This window comes from Gammaproteobacteria bacterium (assembly GCA_029882975.1).
Taxonomy (GTDB): Bacteria; Pseudomonadota; Gammaproteobacteria; order SZUA-152; family SZUA-152; genus JAJDNG01.
In genome coordinates, this window is the sequence record JAOUJW010000036.1 from 1 (window position 1) to 20,682 (window position 20,682).

Below are 20,682 nucleotides of genomic sequence, written 5' to 3' on the forward strand. Positions count from 1 at the left end.
CAGCGGGCGGGCGAACAGCGGGCGGGCGAACAGCGGGCGGGCGAACAGCGGGCGGGCGAACAGCGGGCGGGCGGATTACCGTGAACTGGTATCCGCCCTTTGGTTAGTTGAGACTAAGACGCTCACTTTTTAACCGCTCTAATTGTTCCCATGGTAATTTCAAATGGGCTTCAATCGACCACTTAAGCCGGTTAGGTATTGCCTGTTTTTTGTTCTTCATTGCGGACCAATGACCGCAATCATAACCAAACAACAGTGAACAATCCGAGCCAGACAAACCGAGCGCCCGCTCGACGCTGGCCAGATCAATTAAATTAACGTTCTGGGTTCGCATCCACTCCCCTCCTTCGCTCGTTATCGTAGATTTCCAATAGTTCGTCGGCGGTGTAGGCAAAATCCGTTTTCGCTAACACATAATCCACTTTGCAGTGGACATCATTATCAAAGGCGTCACTTTCAAATAATTCTAATATTTCGTCCATCGTCATGGCATTGTCCCCTTATCGGGTTTGGCCCGCGCGGCCTGAGCACAACCGGGCGGCTAGAGTCCGCCCGGTTCCCATGTTTGTTAGGCGGCCTCCGCGATCCGCTTCCAGGCGCTCGGCGGCAAATCCAACAAACGCCCTCCAATGCTCTCCAGTTCTGTGGACCGCTCATAGCTGGAGTTTGTATTGGCTACCTCAGTGACCGCATTAAGCGCGCCCCATCGGCTATAGTCCTGGCCTTTGATCAAGTTTTCCAACACGCTACCTTTCTCCGATTCATTCAGGCCGCAGGTTTTTCCCAGCGTTTCGACGGCTTTGGTCGGTATTTGTATTTTTGGGCCGCCGGTAGACTCGCGCATTTTGCCCAGTAAGATGTTGAAAATATCCTGACTGAACGCCGCCCGGACCGTGTCTTGCAGTTTCAGTAATACCGCCCTGTCATCGGCTTGCATGGTTTCGTCCCGGAATATTTCATAATTGGTGCTGTCTGCCGCCACATTGCGGCCTACGTGGTATTTGTTTAGCGAATAATCCCCGCTCGCATCGGCCACCATGCCATTGGTACACACTAAGCGGTAGATCAGCGGGGAGACTTTCAAAGCGCCGCACCCTACCTCACTGTTAGAGATCACCACACCGGCCTGGACCAAATCCCCGGCTTGTACTTCGCCCTCTAGCCTGGGAAATAGCGCCTTGATATACAAATGCGTGTCGGTCACGTCACTGGATATCACGCGCAAATCGTCCAGCTCGGCCAGGATAGGCAACGCCGCTTCGGCCACTTCCAGGTTATCAATGCGTCGGTATCGATTCGACAAAAACGCTCGGGCGTCTCCGTCTAATGTGCGCACCATGCGCCGGGTTGGTTTCTTCGGGTTATGCAACCAGTGGTTAACATTACCGGCCAACAAAGCCGCGCTATTATCCTGCATCTTTTCATAATATTTGTACGGAATATCCGCCCAGGTGGCCAGCTGGCGGTGCGCCAGGTCCGTAACTGGATAAGCCTGGTCTTGCCCTTCTAAAACTAACCTGTTTTGCTCTGGCTCCATTGTGAGCTGGGTGGTTTCCACTAAATAATCGGATTTCTCCTGGTCGCGTCGTCGCAGCTCTTGCGCAAGTTCCATAATCGTTTTACCGTTATTCATTGGGCCGCCTCCGTTTTGCTATGCACAACAGGTGGTAAGCCGCGAATCATTGCGATCTCTTTCGGCGTGTTCAAAGGCCCAGTTTTGTCCGTGAGTAGCATGAGTAATTGTTCAAAATAACGTATTGTCAATGCCAGCGTTCTCGTGGTGTTTTCTTCATCATCAATCGACAAAGAGTCGCAACGCATGGAAAACAATTCTTGCGCAACGTCCAAAGCGCGTTTCGCGTTGTGAATATGCTGTTCTTTTGTTTTACACGCTCGACGATCTGTGAATATCACTTTGAATAAATAGTGTTGCTGCTCGGTGTATGTCGCGTGTGAAACTTGCTTGACGTACTGCTTAATGGGTATATTGATACCAGACATAATTAAACTCCTTCCAGGGTTTTTTGTGTTTAGCCCTCGCTGGCGGCTCCAACCACCAGCTAAGGGCGCTTGATTAACCGTGATTCACGGCTTGATTAGTTTGTGGCTTGGCGTCCAGCATGACCAATTCTTTGACCACTACGGATGTTGAATAACGATCATTGCCGTTATTGTCTTGCCATTTGCTGTTTTTCAATTCACCTTCAATATAGACTTTGGAACCTTTCTTTAAATACTCCCCGGCCACGTCCGCCAAACCTCTGAAAAACGCCAACTGGTGCCACTCGGTCGCCTCTACTAATTCGCCAGAATTTTTATCGGTCCAGCTTTTGCTGGTCGCGATGGAGACATTCACCACTGAATCCCCGCTCGGCATTTTTTCCAGCGCCGGACGTTTGCCCAGATGACCGACCAAAATAACTTTATTCACTGACTTAGACATGTTTAAAACTCCTGTAGTTGTTTGAGAAAATGTAGTATTGAGTAATTACTCAACTATTATAATTATAGTTGGATTATCCAATAATACAAGCAAAAAAGACTAAAATTACGTGAAATATTAAAGACTTACAGAGTAATTCTGGCACAAACAATGAAATTCCTTTCTTGTCCAACCTGGCGGACCTGGAAACGAACCCCCTTACTCAGCGGCGTTAGCCACGACAGACTATGGAACGAGCACGACTGCGGACGGGTAATGATGTAAGACGCGACCGGCGGCAAGGTCAGTGGTGCGAGCACCCAAGCGCCCGATCGACAAATAGGGTTAAACCAAACCGGGAGAAATGAACAACTGGAACGACCTGGCAGGAAAAAAAACAAAGGGCCTATCCAAGGGACGTTAAAACCAACCCTCTTCCAGGTTCAACGAAACGAATAATCAGAAAGATTATGTCTCTTTCATTTCAGCGGACTTTTCCATTGCTTTGATCATCCGAAGAATCTTAGTGGCTCTTCCACTACCAATACCCAGATAAATTTTGATCGAATCCCGAGACAACGATTTCAACTCACTTTCGCTGTCATATTTTTGCAGTTCCATCAAGACCTTTTGCGCCAACGCCTCGTTGGATGGAGGTTTCACCGGGAGCGTTTTCTTACCAAAAGGCACCACCACCTGGTCAGAGGTTGTTTTAGAAGGACGCTGAAATGTCAATGTACTGCGTTTCACGGGTTTAGACGGCGTAACAGCGTCTTCCGCCCTATGCGGATCTGGCGGCTCAGACGCCGCCAGACCAGGGTCATTGGCAGTCATAGGCGCAACAGGCTCTGAAACCGGTTCTACGGGCGCTGTAGACGGTTTCAGAGCGGCCATAGGCGCTGAAGGAGCCGTCTGAGCATCAAACACCCGTTGATTAGCTTTGGACACCTGTTGTGACGATTGTAGAGCCGCTTGCCGTAAATAGCCGCCAAAAGACAAAATCAAAATACTCCCCAATTCCAGCAAAAACGAGCGCAGCAAATAAAAATGATATCCGGTAATGGACACGCCGATGGCGCTGCCTGCCTGACCGAACAAATCAGAGGACGTCGTTTTGCGTTGCTGCGTCAGTGCAAACAACTCCTGACTCAATTGATTTTTCTGATCCTCCAAACGCTGCGCCTCTTTCAGCGCTTCCATTCCCAACGCCCTGCTCTGGGCAAACTTTGATTGACTTTGTTTTTCAGCGTTTAAACGATAACCGGCGATGGTCGTATCTAAGCTGGCGATTTGATCCCTCAATTGCGTTGCTCGCATATCAACAGACTGGGCCTGGCGCTCGCCATCTTCCAACGAAGACATTTGTGCAATCGTCATGAAGAAAACAGACACCGCAAACAACGGGATACCGAAGGCAATAAGCGCAAAACGCCAAGCCATGTTTCGTGTCACCGTCGCACCAAAAAAACAAACCGCTTCCATACATTGAATAAATACGCCAAACAGCACAAACATCGTTTTACTGTCTTGCGCCACGTCGATCTGCGAAAACCCCAAAACAAGGTAATAGCCCGCGTACACCATGATTAATGCACCCAGTGCAATCACCCAATTGTGGAACGCGACAAAACGACTCAACCCATTCATTCAACAACCTCCAGACGTTTGGATGCAACGGTTAGGTACACCATCGAATACAGCGATAGCTTAAGAACACAGAAAAAGGCAATGGTATAAACGATTTGCATCCCCTCATCCTCAATAAAACTGAACAGAGAATAATTGCCAATAGACATGGAAAGTGCCGAATAAAGACCCGTCATAATCAACGCTACAAACATCCCTGCGCGCCAATATGGCTGTCTGATTAGAAACATATCGAGAACACAAATCAGCTCGGCCAGCTGGAGCACCAACGCGATCCAATAGCTCTGGCCCCCTCGCAACAAGAAATCGGCATTCAGAAGAAAATAGAAGTTAGCGCCAAAAAGGAACACGGCACAAGCAAAAAGCGCCTGGTGAGCTGAGCGATACAGATGAATGACCATTACCCCCCCTTCCTTCCTGATTCCTTCTTATCCGTGAAGAACGGTAACACCGCAACTGAGGAAACCAGTATACACTATTTTAAATTTGAGTAAATACTCAATCGATACAAATTACAAATTTGTTTTTAAGTGACTAATCCACAGCTCTCGGGTGGCTTCGCTGATAGACTTTCTTTCAAGCGCGCATCGCGCTTTAATCTGAGCGTATATTGCCGACTCTATTTCAACATTCAAACGCGTCATATCGTCAGTTGATTGTTTCGTCGTTTTCTTCTTAACAGCCACAAATAACCCCTTCCCTATTCACATCAATGAAAAACACTAAAATCCACCAAATTTGCGCATGCGCAAATAGCGATTACTTTAACGATTTTTTTGCCGCAGCCAGCTCTTTAGTCAACCGTGCCAAATCCGCTTTATCCAGCGTATAACGTTGTTCTTCTTTGCCATTAAAACTGATCGATAAAATCGGTTTCTTACCTAGCAACTTGACTGCGGCCTCGCGCCCAGGTTTTGGGGTGAGCATTTTTTTGCTTTTGGTCTTAGTCTTGGTTTTCTCTTTTGTTTCCTTCAAAACTTCCTGTACAGACGTCCTTAACGACCCAGGAACCTTATCGGCGCGAGCATCCTTCATCCAGGATCGGGCCGACTTTTTATTTTTCTCGTACAAACGTTTGAGATAAACAATCGTATTAATATCTCTGGTTACATCCTCATCCGCAAATTCAAGGACTTCATCATCCGCTTTCAGAATCATCAACCGATTGGAAACATAAGAGTCTGAAACGCCTAGATCCTCTGCGGCCTTCGTCTGATCGCCACCGAAGAAATTGTTGACATAATTCAAGTGCCAGGTGGCATCTTCCAAAGGCGTTAACGATTCCCTGTCTCTGTTTTCAGCCATTTGCAAACGAGTAATTTTCTGCAATTCAGCGCTGGAGAAATCACGAACAATGGCTTCGACAGCATCGAAACCGGCGATTTGCGCTGCTCGCCAACGACGTTCCCCAGCAACAATAATAAAACGACCCAAATTAACTGCATCTTTTCGTAATACAATGGGCTGTATCTGGCCATTTTTAGTCAGCGAATCGGCTAATTTCTCCAAGTTCACCATTTTCTTTCGTGGTTGTTGCGGATCTGGATTAATCATCTCAACAGAAATTTTGCTGTGTTCACCCTCCACCAACATTTTTTCCAGCTCACTATCTAATTCCGATTGACGCGTCGGCTTATTACCTAAACCGCCACCAACCTTAAAATTCGTCATACTGGTTCCCATGTTTATAGAGTCCTTATCGTGTCCACAATTTCATCGATAATAAGATCCAATTCCGCTTTAGCATTTTTATTCGAGCTTTCATAAACACTTTCACCGCGAGCAGCGGTTTGTTTATAAATCTCTCGATCATAAGTGCAACCTTCAAAAAATTGCATATCCTGATCGCTTAACGCCGAACGAACTTCCTCCGATAAAGACGCATTGGGCTTTTGCCGTGTAATAACAAACTTAGAGTAAGGATGCCCATCGGTCACGCTCTGGCGCGTCTTAACCAGATCCACCAATCCACCGCAAGCCCATATATCGTATGGAGAAGGATTTACGGGAATCATAACCACATCAGCGATTTTCACAGCCTCTGCATTGATCGACATATCGGTCGCTGGGCCGTCTATGATAACAAAATCTTTGTCGGCGCTAACCTTGGCGATACCATTGACCAATTGCGGCCTATCGATGCCGTACACAGGCGCATAGTCGCTATCTTCACCGGTCATCGCAAACCAATCTCGCGCAGAGCCTTGCGGATCACAATCGCCAATAATGACCGAAAAGTTACGTTTTTGCAGACCTCTCGAAATATTGGTGGATAGGGTGGTTTTTCCACACCCACCTTTTGGGTTAATAATCGAAATGATTTTAGCCATCGTTTTATACCTTAAAGTCCAAGGAAATAGGGGCAGGGGAGGTCAATCCCAGTCTCATTTGCGCATGCGCAAATTCAAACTAAAATGACGTTCCCCCCGTAATTTTTCATTACTTTATTGCGTGTTAATAATCGCATCGGTTCAACTGCGCTTTGAGCTAATAACAAGCGATCAAACAAATCGTCGTGGTACTCTGGCAATAAATCCACCTGGGCCGTGTGCGCCGCCGACAACGGTAACATCTCAAAACCACTCTTTTTGATCGCGCCGGTTAAATCGTCCATATCAATATCAATGGCACCGTCTCTTTTCTTTCGGGAAATTTCCCAAACGTTGGCTGCGCTAACAAAAATGTCGTTATCCGCATCCGAAATAATCTCAGTCACTTTCTTTGGCAACTTCTTATCATCTCGCAGCCACATCAACAAAATCGAGGTATCCAGCAATACTTGCATTACAACGTGTCCAAATCCTGTTTGATTTTAATTTTTCCTTTCAGCAAACCCTTAGGCCGATGCACCATTTTTTTAACCGGTGCGATCCGAGCGCAGGGGATACCACGCCTTGCAATGAAGACTTCTTCTTTCTCGCTTTCCACGTGCTCGACGATTTTTGAAAGCGTATTTTTTGCGTCACGCATGTTAAATGATTTCATTTGTACACCGAATAGTGAACCATTGTAGCCAATGGTAGCCACTAATATTGTAGGCGTCAATGAATTAAGTAAGTTCATGCAATTAAAATCAGATCCAGGTCGAATTGGATTAGATAAAGTACTACAGTTTCGATCGAACAATGTTCTACATCGCCCGGTGTTAGACGCATTAGAGTGGATCACTAGAAATAGAGGAAACTCTCAGCGTTAACATCCTCGCAAGTGATGGTAACCAAGTTAGTATGGTGGATTATCCAATTTCGTTTTGTTTACCAACCAAAGCACCAAAGTCTGTACATAGCGCATCAACTGTAAGTTACTAAGCGACTGAAAAGATAAAGAAAACAAGTGAATTTGGAAAGTCAGATTTCCGTTATATTTGGCGGTTGTATCGCACCTATGTGGTGGAATTGGTAGACAGGTCTTCGAAACTGGTGGTCAAGGCACATAGCGTTTCTCCAATTAAGGAAGTTCAGACATCCGCAACCTACTGAAAACACTATACATAATAGTACTTGATTCTAGCTATCAGCGATTCAATTGATTTTTTTGCCCGGTACAGTTAAGCTTCCAGCCCGCTTTTTACAGCACTTAAACGCTAAGGGGGATAAGGATGCGTTAACCGCTGGTAGCCGGAAATTGGAAGTTAAATGGCTCAAACGTGAGTAACGGAAACGCGGTATGAAGTAGATCGAAGGCGAGAAGGACTTTGCACCACCAAAGTCCTTCTCTATTGACTTAGAGAATCGACGAAAATAAGCACAAAGCTTAACAATTGACCAAGTCGCTTGACGTAAAATCAAGGCAGCGCATTATGTAACAAAGCGATCTGTTGATCAACCATCCAATGCTTATTTTCTTGTCGGTTCATTTGTAATCCGAGCGACACACTCGGAGAAATGCTGTTGACTTTAAAAAGGGGCGAACAGTGGATAAAAATGAACTCATAAGTGCGTTAGGCAAAGTGTGGCCCATATTGGAACGCTTTGATTTTGTTCAATTAACTCTAATAGTGTGTTTGGCGATTATTGTTTATTTGATCAGAATTAATAGTAAAAACCAGCAGGAATTGTTCAACATAGTAAAGATATACGTAGAACGAAGCCAGCGTTAAAAAGTAGAACGAATGCATAGCCCGGAACGAGTATAAGAACAAAATAAAGCGCCATACAATATTCGTTAACCCACACCTTTATTGGACAACCAAAAACGTTTTGGCACGATGGTTGAACGAGTGGAAGTGCTGTATTTCCATTGAATGTATTCGAACGGTTTGTAGAATATAGCAGGGTGGATGTGTCGAGTGATGTAGTTGCAGTTATAGATGTTGTGGCGCGGGTAATGTAAAAAGGGGTTTACCGGTGCGATAGCACCAGTATCCAATTATTGGTGTAAATCTACTGAATTAGTTAAACAGATAAATACGAATCCGATTTATTTCAAATAATGCTCTAAAAAGAATGCGATTTATATTGATCATTACACACACACTTATCCGCAATGCGATTTAATTTACTATATTCCAGGGAGATGGAACCCTGGTAGGCCTCGGAAAGGGGTTTGGTCAGAGCAAGTCCGGAAAAAGACGCTTACAGTGCTTGTATAAAGCGTAATAAAGTGACGGAAGCAAATGGAAGAGTAATAGCGACCGCTAACGAAAACTCGTTAGAACAAGAGTAGGGGAGGGAGGCGGTACTCATCAAGGCGGGTCAGCTGAACCCAGTAACCCGCGTATCTCATTGAGCGAATTCGATGCTGTTTTCTCAGTGTGTGATTTTCTCGGCTTGTTGAACTGACTCGGTGTCTTCGCCTGACCACGGTGTGACTTGGATTGCTCGACCCGGCTACTCAGATTCTTTTTAATTTTCTTCTTCATCCCTAGCAAATCAAATAATTTCCACGTGAGCCATTTTTTCGATTTACTTTCACGATAATAAATCGCTCCGGATTCATCGCGTTTTTTGATTTTAATGGGTTGTGAGCGATAGAGTCCCAGCAATTTGAGTTTATCAATGCAATCGTTCACCGTGGTCAACGATAAGCCGGTCCAATGGGCAATATCCACCAACGCCAGGTCGTTTACTTCCAGATTGGTTAAACGGTGGTTTGGCTGGATATTGCATTTAAACACCAAGCAACGAATAACACGCTCCATTGACAATAGAAACTGATCTCGCACCTTCCTGCGGCGACCGTCTTTATTGTGTTTGTCATCATGGTATCGAAACCGATCCCACAACTTCGTCGAATACGACTTCGTGTGCCAACCAACACCAGAACAGAACAACCGTTCGATACGATTGATCGTCTCTTGGACGTAGTGAGGATATTTATCCAGAGGAGGCAATCGGTACACCGTTTCACGGTGTTGTTTGAAACGGTCCAGATTTTTCGAAAAAGCAGCGCGCATAGTCTCGCTGTCGTGAGCAAAACCACGAGAATTTGACGTGTTGATGGTAGAATAGCCAATAGTCTCCGAAAAATAATCAGAAACATGCGCCATACGCTCGCATTGTATTGACTTTATTTTCTTGTTAATTAAACTATTCCCTATTGCTATCCATCGCGTGATAGTGGGGCACAAAAAAGCCCTCACCACTTTAGGTGATTGTTTTGAGTGTTCTTGTTTAGAAAACCCGGAAAAAGTTAACTAAACGATATTTAAAAAACCCGCTGCGCTTACAGCGGGTTTTTTTTCAGCTCTTACAAATTCTTCGTATTCTGTCCTCTGACTAAAAAATAATCAATATATAGTGCTGCTATAACTAATTTGACACAAGATATACGGTGGGCGCAAAGCAAGTCAAGCGAAATGTGATAGGTCAGTACTCACGTTATCATCAAGTATGACAGGGATGTGATAAGTCAGTAAGCAACATTCGGGGTTTTAAATACACATCGGCTTAATTCGCTGGAGTAAAAACCGCTTAGAGTAATTAGTCAGAAACGACAAATTGGGATATATATCTTTTGTGTCAGTACTTATTATGACTACAAAAAAGGACATGCCACATAAAGTATTGAAATACCTATCAATAAAGAAATGGAAACAACTACATTTCACCGGGATAACGGAATGAAATACGATAAACAACGACAGAATGGGATCATGTTAAACACAAAAGTATCTATCTATTTGAATAGATTAGCAATATCTTTTAATACGGAAAGGGATGTAATAAGTCAGTAGAGAATCGACCGCCAAATGGACTAAAAACCGCTTCTGGGATGTAATCGGTCAGCAGGTTAGGTGAAACATTGCTTGACTATGATACAAAACGCAATATATTGCTCATAACACATAACTAAGGGGTAGGACGATGACCGATAGCTCTACAGAGCTTTTGGAACGCAGTACGGAATCTGATAAACCTATCAAAAATGTGCACACAGACAACACCGTTGTCTTACAGTTACCAATCTGGCCAGAACCTTCACGCGGTATCCCTAACACCATAGCACGATCGGCATTGTTCAACGTACGGTTTAAGAAAACGCTTAGGCGACAACTAAAAAATCACATTGTCACCGCAATAAAAGGAACGAATATCCTATATACCGGTGAAGAGCTACGCCAGGATGATGAAACGGTATTTCTCCAACTGCTACATTATGCCAGGCTAAAGCCCTGGGGCGAATACATCACTTTTAAACCCTCAGATTTTTTAAAAAATATTGGATGGCCTGTCAGTGGCCAAAACCATTACAAAAGACTCATCGAATGCATGGATCGGTTAAACGCAAATGGGCTCAAAATACAATCCTCGAAACCGAAGATAAACTACAACGGTTCATTGATAAGGAAATTCGTATACTTCGATGAAGAAAAAGAGAAAAATCTGCGCGAGTGGATCGTATGGATTGAGCCGGAAGTCATCAAACTGTTCGATTCTGAGGATTACAGCCAGCTACACTGGGAGCAAAGGCTAAAACTGAAAAAACCTGTTGCCCAATGGCTTCATTCATTTTATACAAGTTATGAAGAACCAATGGAAGTAAAGAGTATTATGAAAATGAGCGAAGCGGCCACCAAGAAACTGAGTGTGTTCAGAGCAACATTGAAAAAGTCGCTCGATGATCTTGTGAAAGTCGGGTTTATTAAAGGGTATGAAATAGATGCAAATGACAAAGTGCATGTAAAAAAAGCGTAGAGATCCCTCTAAACCACAGAATATCGAATACAAAGTGTGAAAATCCTCAACCCAAGCAGAAACGGTTCATCGATCCGTTATGGCCTTTCTCAAGCAAGCATGAAAATAAATCCAGATCCGCCCCGTATTATTGTTAATAGGGGGTTCGGCCACGATTCGCGTAGAATGCAGCCACTTCTCACGTAACTTTATGATATTTAATAAATATAATTGACGGTGTATTTTTCGATTTACTTATTTTCAGTGCAGCAAAAACAATGCGTTAGGGGTTCTAGGGAATTTCCCTCCAAATATTGCATAGCCCTCTGAAACGCCCGTCGTTATTGGGCTGTAGCGATGGAATTGTTTTCATTTTACACCAGATAGGGTATCTTCTCCGGCCTTTTAGGCCGATAAATGAACAAAAATAAACGAATTTCAATTCTGAACCAGGCGGAAATTGAAGACCTATATGGTGTACCGGATTTTAATCAGAGTTATCAACAGTTCTATTTTGCTCTGAACGATCGAGAGTGGCATAAAATCAGCCAGTTGCGAGATAAAAAGCTTCAATGTGTCGCTGTTGCTTTGCTCGGATATTTCAAGTGTAAACCGATCCTTTTAAGTCCCAATTACCTGCAAATGCATCCCGACTTAAGGTTTATTGCAGAACAGCACTTTGGAGGCTTTAAGTTCCGCCGATTCAAGCTGAAGCCTGATCAGAAGTCTCGGGTCTATGATCGTGTTCTTAAGATATTGGGCTATGCCAATTGGAAGGATAAACTGCATCAATCCCAACTTGTCGATCATCTGCTAAATCAAGCAACGAGTTGGGCGCATCCTCGTTTCCTGTTTGACGCTTCGATCGAATATTTGTCCACTCACAAAATCGCGATTCAGTGATATCACAGAAAGGTGGTGCAGGGAAAACCACGATGACGATCAATCTGGCGGTAGCAGCTGGGATGGATGGAAAAACCTCGGCAATAATAGATATAGATCCGCAGGCATCCGCCGCAGAATGGGGCGACCAAAGGGATGCAGAAAACCCAGTTATTATTTCATCGCAGCCATCCCGACTGCCACATGTTATGCAGGAAGCCAAAGAACAAGGTGTCGAGGTTTTATTTATTGATACTGCGCCGCATTCAGAAAAATCCGCCTTAGATGCTGCAAGAGCAGCCGATACTGTCATTATTCCAACTAGGGCCGCGATTCTCGATTTATTGGCAATCAGTAAAACCATTGATTTAATCAAAATAGCCAAAGCAGATGCCTTTGTCGCCCTTAATGCAGTGCCACCCCGAGGAAGCCTAAGTGGAGAAGCCAAAGAAGTCGTAAACGCTCAGGGGTTGGAGATCGCGCCAGTCCTAAGCTACCGCCACGCATTTTTTCATTCGCTGACAGCAGGGCAGGGTGTTATCGAGTATGAACCGGAAGGTAAGGCAGCAGAAGAGGTCGCACAGCTTTACCTGTATACATGTCAACATGTTGGCATACCAACCGATTTAGAAGCAATAATTAGGAGTACGGAAAATGCCGAAGAAAACCTCATTAGCGTCGGCGCTTAGCGGGGCTGCTAAAAATCGTCCGGCTCCAAAAGAACAAATCGTGGAGCCGGTGAAAGAGAAAACAGTCAGAGAACAGGTCGTCGTTGTAAATAAACTGCCTGTCCCTCCAAGCAGGGTAGGAAAAAAGGCGGTGACAGGATATATCGAGCCGGAAGCACAGAAACAGCTTAAACAGATCGCCCTGGAAGAAGATACGACAGTCCAGGAACTATTTAGAGAAGCGATAAATGATTTGTTTGTAAAAAAAGGGCGAACGCCATTGGCCTAAAAAGCCAACATGACAACAAAACAACATGATGCCATTGAAACGGCGAATGAAGTCATAAAGTAAATCGAAAAATGATATCATATCAGTTAGGTTGGGGAGTCAGACAAAAATAGTGGCAATAAAGTATTGTGAAAACTCGCTTTGTCATCTTCAAACGTAATCATATCTTGTATATCGATCGATGCGTCTATTTTCGTTAATAATACCATTTCATCGTTTTCTGGTCTCGCTCGAAGATTGACCTTTACTGCGCTGTTATCACTATAGTTGGTTTCGATATATTCTAATATAAGATCTAAAGCTTGGCTTGATACGGTTAATCCAAATGCTTTAACAAATGAATATTTCTCGGCACATTTTCTTACGAGTATATTTTGTACTTTTTTTGTGGCGTTACTACCGTCATCGTATATCAATAGATCTTCTAATGCAGAGTAATACTCTATGCACTCTGCTCTGCGTTTAATGAAATGCGTTTGTTTTAAATCAAGCAGTCGTATGATGTTGAATTTTACGCGTTCCATTTGATCCCCTTTTCGTGCGCCTAATTCACCATTATTTTTCAATATGAACATACGCAAAACATCGTGAGAATGATCCGACCAATCTATTATTGAGTTGCCGCGGTTGTAACGGTGCCAAATCCGATTACCATCCAAACTATCCTGGACGTCATAGGGAGAAAACCGATAGTCGAGGTTTTCCAGTGATCGACATACGAGTGGACGACTTCGAAGACTTGCAAACCGACATTAATAAGTTAATCGAGTAAGCATTTCACTTTTAACTTACCAACTCCATATCACAATCTGTACAAGCTAAATTGAGACCGGTTTTCCCCCAAACATTGATACCGCAATCAATACAAGAATATTTCACTTTGTTTTTAGCAACGGGCGGGGGAGTATCATTCTCAACGCTTGGTATCAAGACAGTGAAATCGGCGAACAAAATATTCTCCACATCACTTTGGATATTATTATCGTTCTCACCATCAGTGCTCGACTCTCTAACCTGGCATGACTCTCGATATGCCGGGAACCGATCTACCCAGGGCAGTACATTGTCAGACCTGGCCAGCTCTTTACAAGCCTTCAGAAACAGTCCGTCCGGATCTGGATAGTCCGACATGCGTTGGCCCGTCGTTTTACCGCCTGGCGCTCCTGTGTCGCTTGGGACGAGACCGATAGCCAGCATACGTTCGGCGAATTGTTTGTTGTGGTACCCACCTCTCGATGGCTTAGCAAACTCATGCTGCCAAAGGTGACACTGCTCATGGACGAGAGTCTGAAACACCTCGATTATTTTGTGATTGCCAAAATACGAGGGGTTAAGCGCGATCTCATGTACAACATCACCGGCACCATTATTCCAGCGGTTCTTAGAGAAATAGCCCATAACATTACGTTGCCGTTGAGCCGTTATTAGGCACGCTGGTAACTGTCCATTGAACAAGCGTTTATTGAAATGCGCGTAAGCGCGAGTTAAAGCGCCGTAGAATTCATCCGTGGGTTTGCTGGCAACAGTCACTTATATAGCCCTCCAAATTTGTATCGTACGAAACAACTATAACAGAATCAATAAATATACACAATTACTCAATTACACACTGATAAGATTCTGGAACTCTAAGAAAGGACTAAAGAAAAAATGAGTTTATCGCGTAGTTAGCTAAATACCTTTAGCCCACAAAAAACACGGGTGAAAAAGGAGAAAAGTATGAAAAGATTAAAAATAATCTTAATAATAATAAAACTTATACTGCTAATAATGCGGGAACTGTAAGGAAAATGAAGCGGCATTGAAAGCAATGCCGCATTCCGCCGGAGTCCAGGATTATGAAAAGAGCGTACCGGGTTAAAAGGCGTGGATTGTTTCACACCTATCCACTGAAATTGTGGATAGGTAGAGGTAGAACCGAGTGGAAAGCCTGGTACAAAAGGCTTTCGTTAAAAAGTATAAAAAATAGGCGGTGTATCCGAAACCCCGAATGATACATACCTATCAAACCAACTGACTCAATTCCCTAACAATCGCAGTACGAAAATGCCGTGGCAGATCAAACCAAGCTTTGTCGGTCAGTCCATCGTGCGGAATACCAGCAATGCTCAAAAATATCTGACGAGTACGCACTGGAAGATGCGGCCAGACAATCGCAATGGGTACTGATTCAGTCGGCTGAATCGCCCTTTGTAGTGGTGGTATATATTCCTGTTCCATTATCCTATCGCTCAACTTATTATGAGGGCTGAGAGAATCCAGACTGGCACGGCTGGATACACTCAGCGCGTAACCCTAACCCACAAATACCAATGGCAACCGGCATGCTACGCAGCGATAAACCGTTCCACGCAGTGAACGATTGTGCCGAGTAGTTGTAATCTGATGCTCTCTACAATGACACCGATACAAAAACCGCCGTTGGCTTTTCACTTTGACCCCTGACATATCGTATCGATGACACCGATTGATATCCGTTGCACCCAACATCCGCATGACGGACCGCCACTCCCGCCCATGGGCACGCACTCTGCGAGAATACACCTGGCGAACCACATGGTGAGCAACTTCGTGTACCACGGTACGACCAACAAATTCATCAAACTGATTAGCCGCGATATGTGGGTTATAACGAATACGCAATTCCAATGGCCTATATTCACCGGCTTTTGTGCCTCGAATATCAAACGTCACATCGACCGGCTCAATGCGTTGATCCGGCAATAACAAATTGGCTTTGTCGATACAATCGACAGTCGCTTTAACCAATTGATCCTTTTGTTGCTGACTTAAATATTTCATGATTCTTATCACCTGTTAAAAAAAAGAGCGCCTAACATGGCGCTCAAAGAGGGTTCACTAGTATTCCTCTGCGCGCATAATCGTTAACACACGATTCGTCACACGGGCATTGGCTGGATCTTCAGACCGATGTTTCATGTCCTCGGCGTAATAATCGATTTTAAAAAAATATTTTCGCCCCAAATGCTCAACACAACCAAAATCGTGTTCACCGTAGGGATCGTTATCCTCATTAAAATCACCGAACGTCATCACCTTTTGAAATATTTCGTCCTGTACTTTTTGATCCAAGGCATAAACGCCCTGGGTTAACACCACACGACCACCAATAAACGAACGACGAAACGCATCATTCAATTGGGCAATTCGTTCTAACTTAAAAGTCTGCAAATTTGTCACTGTACTCATGCTCTAACCCTCCATTGTTTCCATCTTTTATTGATCTTTAAAAAAACATCGCCCCTGGGGCTTAAAGGGAAAAAGGGGTTTTAGGCATAGGTTCTGGCGTAGGCCAGGCCTGAAACGGTGTCTGCACAAGCGGAATGGGTTTTATGTAGCGCGGAAGATAACGGAGCAGGCCTTGCCGAAGCCAGGTTCTATGCTACCCTTTAGTCCCGCCCCAGGGGTGATAGGTAAATAAACTGCGCGCAGCGCAACCGAAAGAGTGTTTTGAACTTAGGCTTTGATTTTGATCTAGGATTTAATCTTGAGCGCTTTCACACGGACGTGGAAGCGCAATGGACAGGGAAGGGCAGGCTTTGCCGGTGAGGTGGCGAGATACAAATAGTGAAACAACGAACCAAGCTCCACCGCACCGGCAGAGCCTGCCCGCTGTCCTAAGCGGCACGAGCGAGCGCAGTCTGCGAGCTGGTAGAGCGACCAACAAAAAGACGCCGCTGGCATTGGGCCACAAGACCAATGACAGCAGCGACATTAACCCGAGAAATATTCCACACCTACACCACCACTCAGCACACTCCCAGCTATCAAACTGGGAGTGCACCAAATAGATCAAACGCTATTCCTTCAAAACACCCAACGCTTTACGAATCCAGAAATACAAATGCACCTGGCCCGTTGCAGTTACCATGTCCATGAATTGGTCCAACTGGCCTGGGTCCATCGATCCGCTATGGCCTTTCTCAAGCAAATCATCAAATAGACCCGAATCCACACCAGGGCGTGGTTCCCATTGATAATCACCGAACACCTCCAAGGCATCGGATGATTCACCATCGAGGGGCGCACTGTAAACCAACGCCGACAAAATGTGTTTTAAATAAACGTTTTGTTGCTGCACTGACAAAACACGATAGATGTGATCTGCTAAATCAAAGAGTGGTAATTCATTATCCATTTATTTCGCTCCAAATCAGAGAAAGAAACTCCCGCTCCAAAGCGGGAGCCGTTTGTCATATCTAGAATTCAACAGGCAACCAAGTGTCTCGAATATGAACCAAATCATCGGACAAACTCTTATCCTGGCCACCGTTGAAAAAATCGTGGAAGTGTTGAACCAACTCTGTTTTCTTATTCTTCTTGTGATCATCAACCCACTGATCACCAAACCAGTCTTTTGCAAGTGCCAACAAGGCATCAATGGTCAGGCGTTTAAAAAAATTATCACTGGCTGGACGCCAATACGCAGCGTAATCAATCTCCATTGATTCACTCACATACTGGCCATTAGCAGAGCGACCATTAGCAAACACTCGCGCCGTACAGTAAGCCACCAGACTTGCCTTTGCCTTAGCGCTTAACTGTCGGAATAATTCAAATCGCTCGGTATCATCATCCACACTCAACCAAGCCGTATCCAACTTAGCAAACTGCTCATTGAGTTTGACCGCCGCCACCGTGTTATCCAGATCCATCAGCGTGGTATTCTCACTCGTGACTGTGGCACGAACATCAATAGCGGAATCCAAATAACCTAACTCATCAAGCACTTGAGCGCACAAGCTAAAATGCAACAGATCCAAGGCCAGTTTAGTATCACGCGCTAACTCAGCTTGCACAATTTGACGTTTGTACAAAGCCAGATCGGACAACAAAGTTCGCGGCAATGGGCTGGTTTCATTAAGCTCATCATCACCCTGGTCAACACCTTGCCCACTGCTGCTATTTTGTAGTTTTTTGTTGTCGGCTTTACTCAACAAACCTCGCAAAACAAGCAATTCACCCTTGTGATCGAATGTCACAATACAATGGCCCTTGGATTTTTGTTCCTCCGTGTATTGCTGATAACTCTCTTTTTTTAACTCGCACTCATCCAATTGCTTTTCCAAGTCGTCAAACTTTTTGTTTTTCTCGTCAGTCCAATCCTCATCATCATCTTCCATTTTGGCTATTGCCGAATCCAATGATTTGATTTTCTTCTCCAAAGCCGCAGGCACTCCGACCAGCTCCGGCTCAGCCCGACAATACGTAGAACCTGCACTAAAACCGTCCAGGCTACACTCAAGCGAATTCCAACCTTCTTTTTCAATCGTCGCCGCACTTTTTTTAAGCTTCTGCATGGCCAAATCCTGCAACAAATCCATATCGTGCAAATGCGTCTGAGATTCGAACAAATCCGTACTAACAGAACCACCGGCTTTTTTGTACGCCGCCAAACCCACAAACTGACAAAGGCGCGAATCACTGGCCTCAGACGAATGCAATAAAAAGTTACGTATACTGTGCGGATACAAATGATTGCCCAGCTCCTTATAACAATGCAATTGATTGTCCTGGTCGGTCTCTACCGTAAACGCCATCACTTCCTCAATACCTAATTTACCCTTGCGAAAATCCTGAACGATTTTAGGAGCCACCGAAGCAAGGCGAAGCCGTTTTTTAACGTGTGCAGACGAAACGCCAAATTCCAACGCAATCGTTTTTTCCGACAAGCCATTGTTGGCCATGGCCTGATAGGACATGAACTCATCGGCAGGGTGCATGGCTTCGTGCAAGTTTTCAGACAAAGAAACCGCCGTGGTATCGTCATCCTCATTAATTCGACACGGCAACTCAACGTCCTCATCCCAAACACCTTTTTTAACCAAAACACCGGCAGCCGCAAAGCGGCGACCACCGGCAATGACCTCATACCGATCCGGCGACTCCGTCCTGTTAACCACCAGATTCTGCAAAATCCCCCTGGCCTGCATCGAGGCAATCAATTGTTTGTCACTATTTTTTGCCGTAGACACAACTCTCACATTGTCCCCAGAAATTGATAACTGCTCAAATGGAATATTCGTAATCATTAATAAAACCCCTCATCGTTAATAGATATAAAAATACGGCGCTGAGCGCGTCGCGCTCCTGCCCGACTGGCGAAGTACGGGGAGGCAACTGTCAATTAAAAATAGGGGAGGGGAATCACCCATTCTGCACAAGTGAACGAAGAGAACGCGGAAGAATGGGGAAACCCCAATTTTTTGTTGACAGGCGCCAGGGGCAGCGCCCCTTAGCACCAGGCAGTGATGGAAGCCCGCAGGGCCAAGACAAGTATTCACCTGGCTTGGTTTACGACAGCGCGTTGCGTAGCAGCCTGCAAAACTCAACTTTGGCTCCTGACAACAAACAACTATAATAAAGGCAAAACACCAAAGCGAAGAACAAAACGATGCCCAAAAAGAAAACTATAAAGAAAACCATAAAACCAAAAGCAACGATCAAACAACACAGCACCATCAATACTTATGGTTACTTAATGTCTGCCGCACACCACGCCAAAGGCCGCTTGAAAGAAGAAGAGGGGCAGTTCTACCAAGCCATGACTACAATGATCCTATCAGCATTCACACTAGAGGCGTACCTCAACCACGTAGGCGAGAAGCTGTTCCCCTACTGGGACGACATGGCGGAATTCAAAAAGCTGATGAATGCTGGATACATTGACCAGCTGGCCAACAAATACGATGGTCTCTATCACTATACAAAAATACTGGAACGATTGGCCGAAGGCCTGGAATCAGGCGCAATACAAGCGCCGTAAAACCATAGCGACGGACCCATCCAATGAGAACAATACTATTAATCATCAGTCTACTGGTTTCATTATCTGCAAACGCAAAACAACTGTATGGCCCTTACCAAGCCGAAGTCGTAAGAGTCGTCGATGGTGACACCATTGAACTTAACGTCCATGTCTGGCCAGGCCTGGTCCAAAACATCAAACTACGCTTAAGCGGAGTCAACACACCAGAGAAACGCGGAAGAAACGTCTCCCAGTGCGAAAAGAAAGCCGCTCAAAAAGCCACGAACTTCACTCAACGCTGGGTTAAAGGTATCAATCGAATCATAGTCACCGAAGTCAAGTTAGGTAAATACGCTGGCCGTGCCCTGGGCAAAATAAAAAAGGGCGAACTGGATCTGGGCGAGGAACTAATTAGGGCAGGACATGCTAAACCGTACAGCGGAGGGAGAAGACAAGCGTGGTGTTAAACAGAAATATCTCAGTAGGGGTGCACAACCAATGAAACACTACTTACTACACATAATGGATTACAAATCTCTAGCCTATAGATGTGTCTGAATTCTTGTTAAGGTCTCTATTACAAAACCGGCATATCTTAGCTTCATATTTTATGGTTTCAGCACAATATGGGCACTTCTTTGTATCCTCCGTGCCAACCGGTTCAGTGTGTATTTCTTTCTCTTGTCTTACACTAGTGAGCGCCCATATAAGGGATGCGACCCACCCCAAGAATGTCCACCCAAGTAATAGATTGGTAAATAGTATCGCATTTTCGTTGTGATGCTTCCGGGCAGAAGCAACCCATGTTGGTATGAAATACACAACAACCAATATAGCTAGGATGACTAACATTAAAATAGGATTAGAGTCACCAAACATATCACTTAACC

General features: G+C 44.8%; 26 protein-coding genes. 7 read left to right on the forward strand and 19 right to left on the reverse strand.

Annotated features, from left to right (window positions below; translation table 11 throughout):
* Nucleotides 1-103: 103 nt before the first annotated feature.
* The 12 genes from OEY58_19580 to OEY58_19635 form a co-directional block, all read right to left on the reverse strand.
* Complete coding sequence (locus OEY58_19580) at nucleotides 104-334, reverse strand: hypothetical protein (GenBank protein ID MDH5327661.1); 231 nt, start codon at nucleotides 332-334, stop codon at nucleotides 104-106.
* Nucleotides 315-488: a hypothetical protein gene (locus OEY58_19585; protein MDH5327662.1), complete on the reverse strand. Its 174-nt coding sequence runs from the start codon at nucleotides 486-488 to the stop codon at nucleotides 315-317. The genes OEY58_19580 and OEY58_19585 overlap by 20 nt, the downstream gene beginning before the upstream one ends.
* Nucleotides 489-568: 80 nt before the next feature.
* The gene (locus OEY58_19590) at nucleotides 569-1,633 is read right to left on the reverse strand and encodes a DUF945 domain-containing protein (protein MDH5327663.1); all 1,065 of its coding nucleotides are present in this window, start codon (nucleotides 1,631-1,633) and stop codon (nucleotides 569-571) included.
* On the reverse strand, nucleotides 1,630-2,001 hold the full coding sequence (locus OEY58_19595; GenBank protein MDH5327664.1) for a hypothetical protein: 372 nt from the start codon (nucleotides 1,999-2,001) through the stop codon (nucleotides 1,630-1,632). Before OEY58_19595 ends, OEY58_19590 begins: the two co-directional genes overlap by 4 nt.
* Before the next feature lie 73 nt (nucleotides 2,002-2,074).
* Nucleotides 2,075-2,443: a single-stranded DNA-binding protein gene (ssb, locus tag OEY58_19600; GenBank protein ID MDH5327665.1), complete on the reverse strand. Its 369-nt coding sequence runs from the start codon at nucleotides 2,441-2,443 to the stop codon at nucleotides 2,075-2,077.
* Between the two features lie 447 nt (nucleotides 2,444-2,890).
* The gene (locus OEY58_19605; protein MDH5327666.1) at nucleotides 2,891-4,069 is read right to left on the reverse strand and encodes a hypothetical protein; all 1,179 of its coding nucleotides are present in this window, start codon (nucleotides 4,067-4,069) and stop codon (nucleotides 2,891-2,893) included.
* Entirely contained in the window at nucleotides 4,066-4,470 is a 405-nt protein-coding gene (locus OEY58_19610) for a hypothetical protein (protein ID MDH5327667.1), read from the reverse strand. The genes OEY58_19605 and OEY58_19610 overlap by 4 nt, the downstream gene beginning before the upstream one ends.
* A 358-nt stretch (nucleotides 4,471-4,828) precedes the next feature.
* Complete coding sequence (locus OEY58_19615; protein MDH5327668.1) at nucleotides 4,829-5,740, reverse strand: ParB/RepB/Spo0J family partition protein; 912 nt, start codon at nucleotides 5,738-5,740, stop codon at nucleotides 4,829-4,831.
* A gap of 14 nt (nucleotides 5,741-5,754) precedes the next feature.
* On the reverse strand, nucleotides 5,755-6,399 hold the full coding sequence (locus OEY58_19620; GenBank protein MDH5327669.1) for an AAA family ATPase: 645 nt from the start codon (nucleotides 6,397-6,399) through the stop codon (nucleotides 5,755-5,757).
* 74 nt (nucleotides 6,400-6,473) lie between these two features.
* Nucleotides 6,474-6,854 (reverse strand): type II toxin-antitoxin system VapC family toxin, encoded by a 381-nt coding sequence (locus OEY58_19625; GenBank protein MDH5327670.1) that lies wholly within the window; start codon nucleotides 6,852-6,854, stop codon nucleotides 6,474-6,476.
* A complete protein-coding gene (locus tag OEY58_19630) occupies nucleotides 6,854-7,054 on the reverse strand; it encodes a type II toxin-antitoxin system prevent-host-death family antitoxin (protein MDH5327671.1) in 201 nt (66 codons plus the stop codon). Before OEY58_19630 ends, OEY58_19625 begins: the two co-directional genes overlap by 1 nt.
* 1,699 nt (nucleotides 7,055-8,753) lie before the next feature.
* Nucleotides 8,754-9,557: a hypothetical protein gene (locus OEY58_19635; GenBank protein ID MDH5327672.1), complete on the reverse strand. Its 804-nt coding sequence runs from the start codon at nucleotides 9,555-9,557 to the stop codon at nucleotides 8,754-8,756.
* Between the two features lie 817 nt (nucleotides 9,558-10,374).
* On the opposite strand from OEY58_19635, the gene trfA reads away from it, so the two are divergent.
* From trfA to OEY58_19655, 4 genes are all read left to right on the forward strand, one after another.
* The gene (gene trfA / locus OEY58_19640; protein ID MDH5327673.1) at nucleotides 10,375-11,205 is read left to right on the forward strand and encodes a plasmid replication initiator TrfA; all 831 of its coding nucleotides are present in this window, start codon (nucleotides 10,375-10,377) and stop codon (nucleotides 11,203-11,205) included.
* A 396-nt stretch (nucleotides 11,206-11,601) separates the two neighbouring features.
* The gene (locus OEY58_19645; GenBank protein ID MDH5327674.1) at nucleotides 11,602-12,087 is read left to right on the forward strand and encodes a DUF4158 domain-containing protein; all 486 of its coding nucleotides are present in this window, start codon (nucleotides 11,602-11,604) and stop codon (nucleotides 12,085-12,087) included.
* 32 nt (nucleotides 12,088-12,119) lie between these two features.
* Nucleotides 12,120-12,755, forward strand: coding sequence for a ParA family protein (locus tag OEY58_19650; protein ID MDH5327675.1), 636 nt, complete (start codon nucleotides 12,120-12,122; stop codon nucleotides 12,753-12,755).
* Complete coding sequence (locus OEY58_19655) at nucleotides 12,721-13,023, forward strand: hypothetical protein (protein MDH5327676.1); 303 nt, start codon at nucleotides 12,721-12,723, stop codon at nucleotides 13,021-13,023. Before OEY58_19650 ends, OEY58_19655 begins: the two co-directional genes overlap by 35 nt.
* Nucleotides 13,024-13,109: 86 nt before the next feature.
* Here the strand turns inward: OEY58_19655 and OEY58_19660 are convergent, their stop codons facing one another.
* A complete protein-coding gene (locus tag OEY58_19660) occupies nucleotides 13,110-13,598 on the reverse strand; it encodes a hypothetical protein (protein ID MDH5327677.1) in 489 nt (162 codons plus the stop codon).
* Between the two features lie 208 nt (nucleotides 13,599-13,806).
* Nucleotides 13,807-14,553 (reverse strand): SprT-like domain-containing protein, encoded by a 747-nt coding sequence (locus OEY58_19665; protein ID MDH5327678.1) that lies wholly within the window; start codon nucleotides 14,551-14,553, stop codon nucleotides 13,807-13,809.
* A 521-nt stretch (nucleotides 14,554-15,074) separates the two neighbouring features.
* Here OEY58_19665 and OEY58_19670 point away from each other — a divergent pair.
* Nucleotides 15,075-15,275: a hypothetical protein gene (locus OEY58_19670; GenBank protein ID MDH5327679.1), complete on the forward strand. Its 201-nt coding sequence runs from the start codon at nucleotides 15,075-15,077 to the stop codon at nucleotides 15,273-15,275.
* Nucleotides 15,276-15,318: 43 nt separating this feature from the next.
* Here OEY58_19670 and OEY58_19675 read toward each other — a convergent pair whose 3' ends face one another.
* The 4 genes from OEY58_19675 to OEY58_19690 form a co-directional block, all read right to left on the reverse strand.
* A complete protein-coding gene (locus tag OEY58_19675) occupies nucleotides 15,319-15,825 on the reverse strand; it encodes a SprT-like domain-containing protein (GenBank protein MDH5327680.1) in 507 nt (168 codons plus the stop codon).
* A gap of 57 nt (nucleotides 15,826-15,882) precedes the next feature.
* Nucleotides 15,883-16,233, reverse strand: a complete 351-nt coding sequence (locus OEY58_19680) for a DUF3768 domain-containing protein (GenBank protein MDH5327681.1) — start codon at nucleotides 16,231-16,233, stop codon at nucleotides 15,883-15,885.
* A 610-nt stretch (nucleotides 16,234-16,843) separates the two neighbouring features.
* Complete coding sequence (locus OEY58_19685; protein ID MDH5327682.1) at nucleotides 16,844-17,182, reverse strand: hypothetical protein; 339 nt, start codon at nucleotides 17,180-17,182, stop codon at nucleotides 16,844-16,846.
* 61 nt (nucleotides 17,183-17,243) lie between these two features.
* A complete protein-coding gene (locus OEY58_19690; GenBank protein MDH5327683.1) occupies nucleotides 17,244-19,076 on the reverse strand; it encodes a ParB/RepB/Spo0J family partition protein in 1,833 nt (610 codons plus the stop codon).
* Nucleotides 19,077-19,438: 362 nt separating this feature from the next.
* Here OEY58_19690 and OEY58_19695 point away from each other — a divergent pair, with 362 nt between their 5' ends.
* Both OEY58_19695 and OEY58_19700 read left to right on the forward strand, forming a co-directional pair.
* Nucleotides 19,439-19,810: a hypothetical protein gene (locus tag OEY58_19695; protein MDH5327684.1), complete on the forward strand. Its 372-nt coding sequence runs from the start codon at nucleotides 19,439-19,441 to the stop codon at nucleotides 19,808-19,810.
* A gap of 23 nt (nucleotides 19,811-19,833) precedes the next feature.
* A complete protein-coding gene (locus OEY58_19700) occupies nucleotides 19,834-20,259 on the forward strand; it encodes a thermonuclease family protein (protein ID MDH5327685.1) in 426 nt (141 codons plus the stop codon).
* 70 nt (nucleotides 20,260-20,329) lie between these two features.
* Here the strand turns inward: OEY58_19700 and OEY58_19705 are convergent, their stop codons facing one another.
* Nucleotides 20,330-20,644 carry a superinfection immunity protein gene (locus tag OEY58_19705; GenBank protein ID MDH5327686.1) on the reverse strand — a complete coding sequence of 105 codons (315 nt, stop codon included), beginning with the start codon at nucleotides 20,642-20,644 and terminating at the stop codon, nucleotides 20,330-20,332.
* Nucleotides 20,645-20,682: the final 38 nt, after the last annotated feature.

What these genes read in the sequence shown, in the direction of transcription:
- OEY58_19585 (MDH5327662.1), bottom strand. Translation starts at nt 488, where the DNA reads ATGACGATGGACGAAATATTAGAATTATTTGAAAGTGACGCCTTTGAT.
- OEY58_19625 (MDH5327670.1), bottom strand. Translation starts at nt 6,854, where the DNA reads ATGCAAGTATTGCTGGATACCTCGATTTTGTTGATGTGGCTGCGAGAT.
- trfA (MDH5327673.1), top strand. Translation starts at nt 10,375, where the DNA reads ATGACCGATAGCTCTACAGAGCTTTTGGAACGCAGTACGGAATCTGAT.
- OEY58_19645 (MDH5327674.1), top strand. Translation starts at nt 11,602, where the DNA reads ATGAACAAAAATAAACGAATTTCAATTCTGAACCAGGCGGAAATTGAA.
- OEY58_19675 (MDH5327680.1), bottom strand. Translation starts at nt 15,825, where the DNA reads ATGAAATATTTAAGTCAGCAACAAAAGGATCAATTGGTTAAAGCGACT.
- OEY58_19590 (MDH5327663.1), bottom strand. Translation starts at nt 1,633, where the DNA reads ATGAATAACGGTAAAACGATTATGGAACTTGCGCAAGAGCTGCGACGA.
- OEY58_19620 (MDH5327669.1), bottom strand. Translation starts at nt 6,399, where the DNA reads ATGGCTAAAATCATTTCGATTATTAACCCAAAAGGTGGGTGTGGAAAA.
- OEY58_19680 (MDH5327681.1), bottom strand. Translation starts at nt 16,233, where the DNA reads ATGAGTACAGTGACAAATTTGCAGACTTTTAAGTTAGAACGAATTGCC.
- OEY58_19595 (MDH5327664.1), bottom strand. Translation starts at nt 2,001, where the DNA reads ATGTCTGGTATCAATATACCCATTAAGCAGTACGTCAAGCAAGTTTCA.
- OEY58_19610 (MDH5327667.1), bottom strand. Translation starts at nt 4,470, where the DNA reads ATGGTCATTCATCTGTATCGCTCAGCTCACCAGGCGCTTTTTGCTTGT.
- OEY58_19655 (MDH5327676.1), top strand. Translation starts at nt 12,721, where the DNA reads ATGCCGAAGAAAACCTCATTAGCGTCGGCGCTTAGCGGGGCTGCTAAA.
- OEY58_19580 (MDH5327661.1), bottom strand. Translation starts at nt 334, where the DNA reads ATGCGAACCCAGAACGTTAATTTAATTGATCTGGCCAGCGTCGAGCGG.
- OEY58_19705 (MDH5327686.1), bottom strand. Translation starts at nt 20,644, where the DNA reads ATGTTAGTCATCCTAGCTATATTGGTTGTTGTGTATTTCATACCAACA.
- OEY58_19615 (MDH5327668.1), bottom strand. Translation starts at nt 5,740, where the DNA reads ATGACGAATTTTAAGGTTGGTGGCGGTTTAGGTAATAAGCCGACGCGT.
- OEY58_19630 (MDH5327671.1), bottom strand. Translation starts at nt 7,054, where the DNA reads ATGAAATCATTTAACATGCGTGACGCAAAAAATACGCTTTCAAAAATC.
- OEY58_19650 (MDH5327675.1), top strand. Translation starts at nt 12,120, where the DNA reads ATGACGATCAATCTGGCGGTAGCAGCTGGGATGGATGGAAAAACCTCG.
- OEY58_19635 (MDH5327672.1), bottom strand. Translation starts at nt 9,557, where the DNA reads ATGGCGCATGTTTCTGATTATTTTTCGGAGACTATTGGCTATTCTACC.
- OEY58_19690 (MDH5327683.1), bottom strand. Translation starts at nt 19,076, where the DNA reads ATGATTACGAATATTCCATTTGAGCAGTTATCAATTTCTGGGGACAAT.
- OEY58_19605 (MDH5327666.1), bottom strand. Translation starts at nt 4,069, where the DNA reads ATGAATGGGTTGAGTCGTTTTGTCGCGTTCCACAATTGGGTGATTGCA.
- OEY58_19660 (MDH5327677.1), bottom strand. Translation starts at nt 13,598, where the DNA reads ATGTTCATATTGAAAAATAATGGTGAATTAGGCGCACGAAAAGGGGAT.
- ssb (MDH5327665.1), bottom strand. Translation starts at nt 2,443, where the DNA reads ATGTCTAAGTCAGTGAATAAAGTTATTTTGGTCGGTCATCTGGGCAAA.
- OEY58_19700 (MDH5327685.1), top strand. Translation starts at nt 19,834, where the DNA reads ATGAGAACAATACTATTAATCATCAGTCTACTGGTTTCATTATCTGCA.
- OEY58_19685 (MDH5327682.1), bottom strand. Translation starts at nt 17,182, where the DNA reads ATGGATAATGAATTACCACTCTTTGATTTAGCAGATCACATCTATCGT.
- OEY58_19695 (MDH5327684.1), top strand. Translation starts at nt 19,439, where the DNA reads ATGCCCAAAAAGAAAACTATAAAGAAAACCATAAAACCAAAAGCAACG.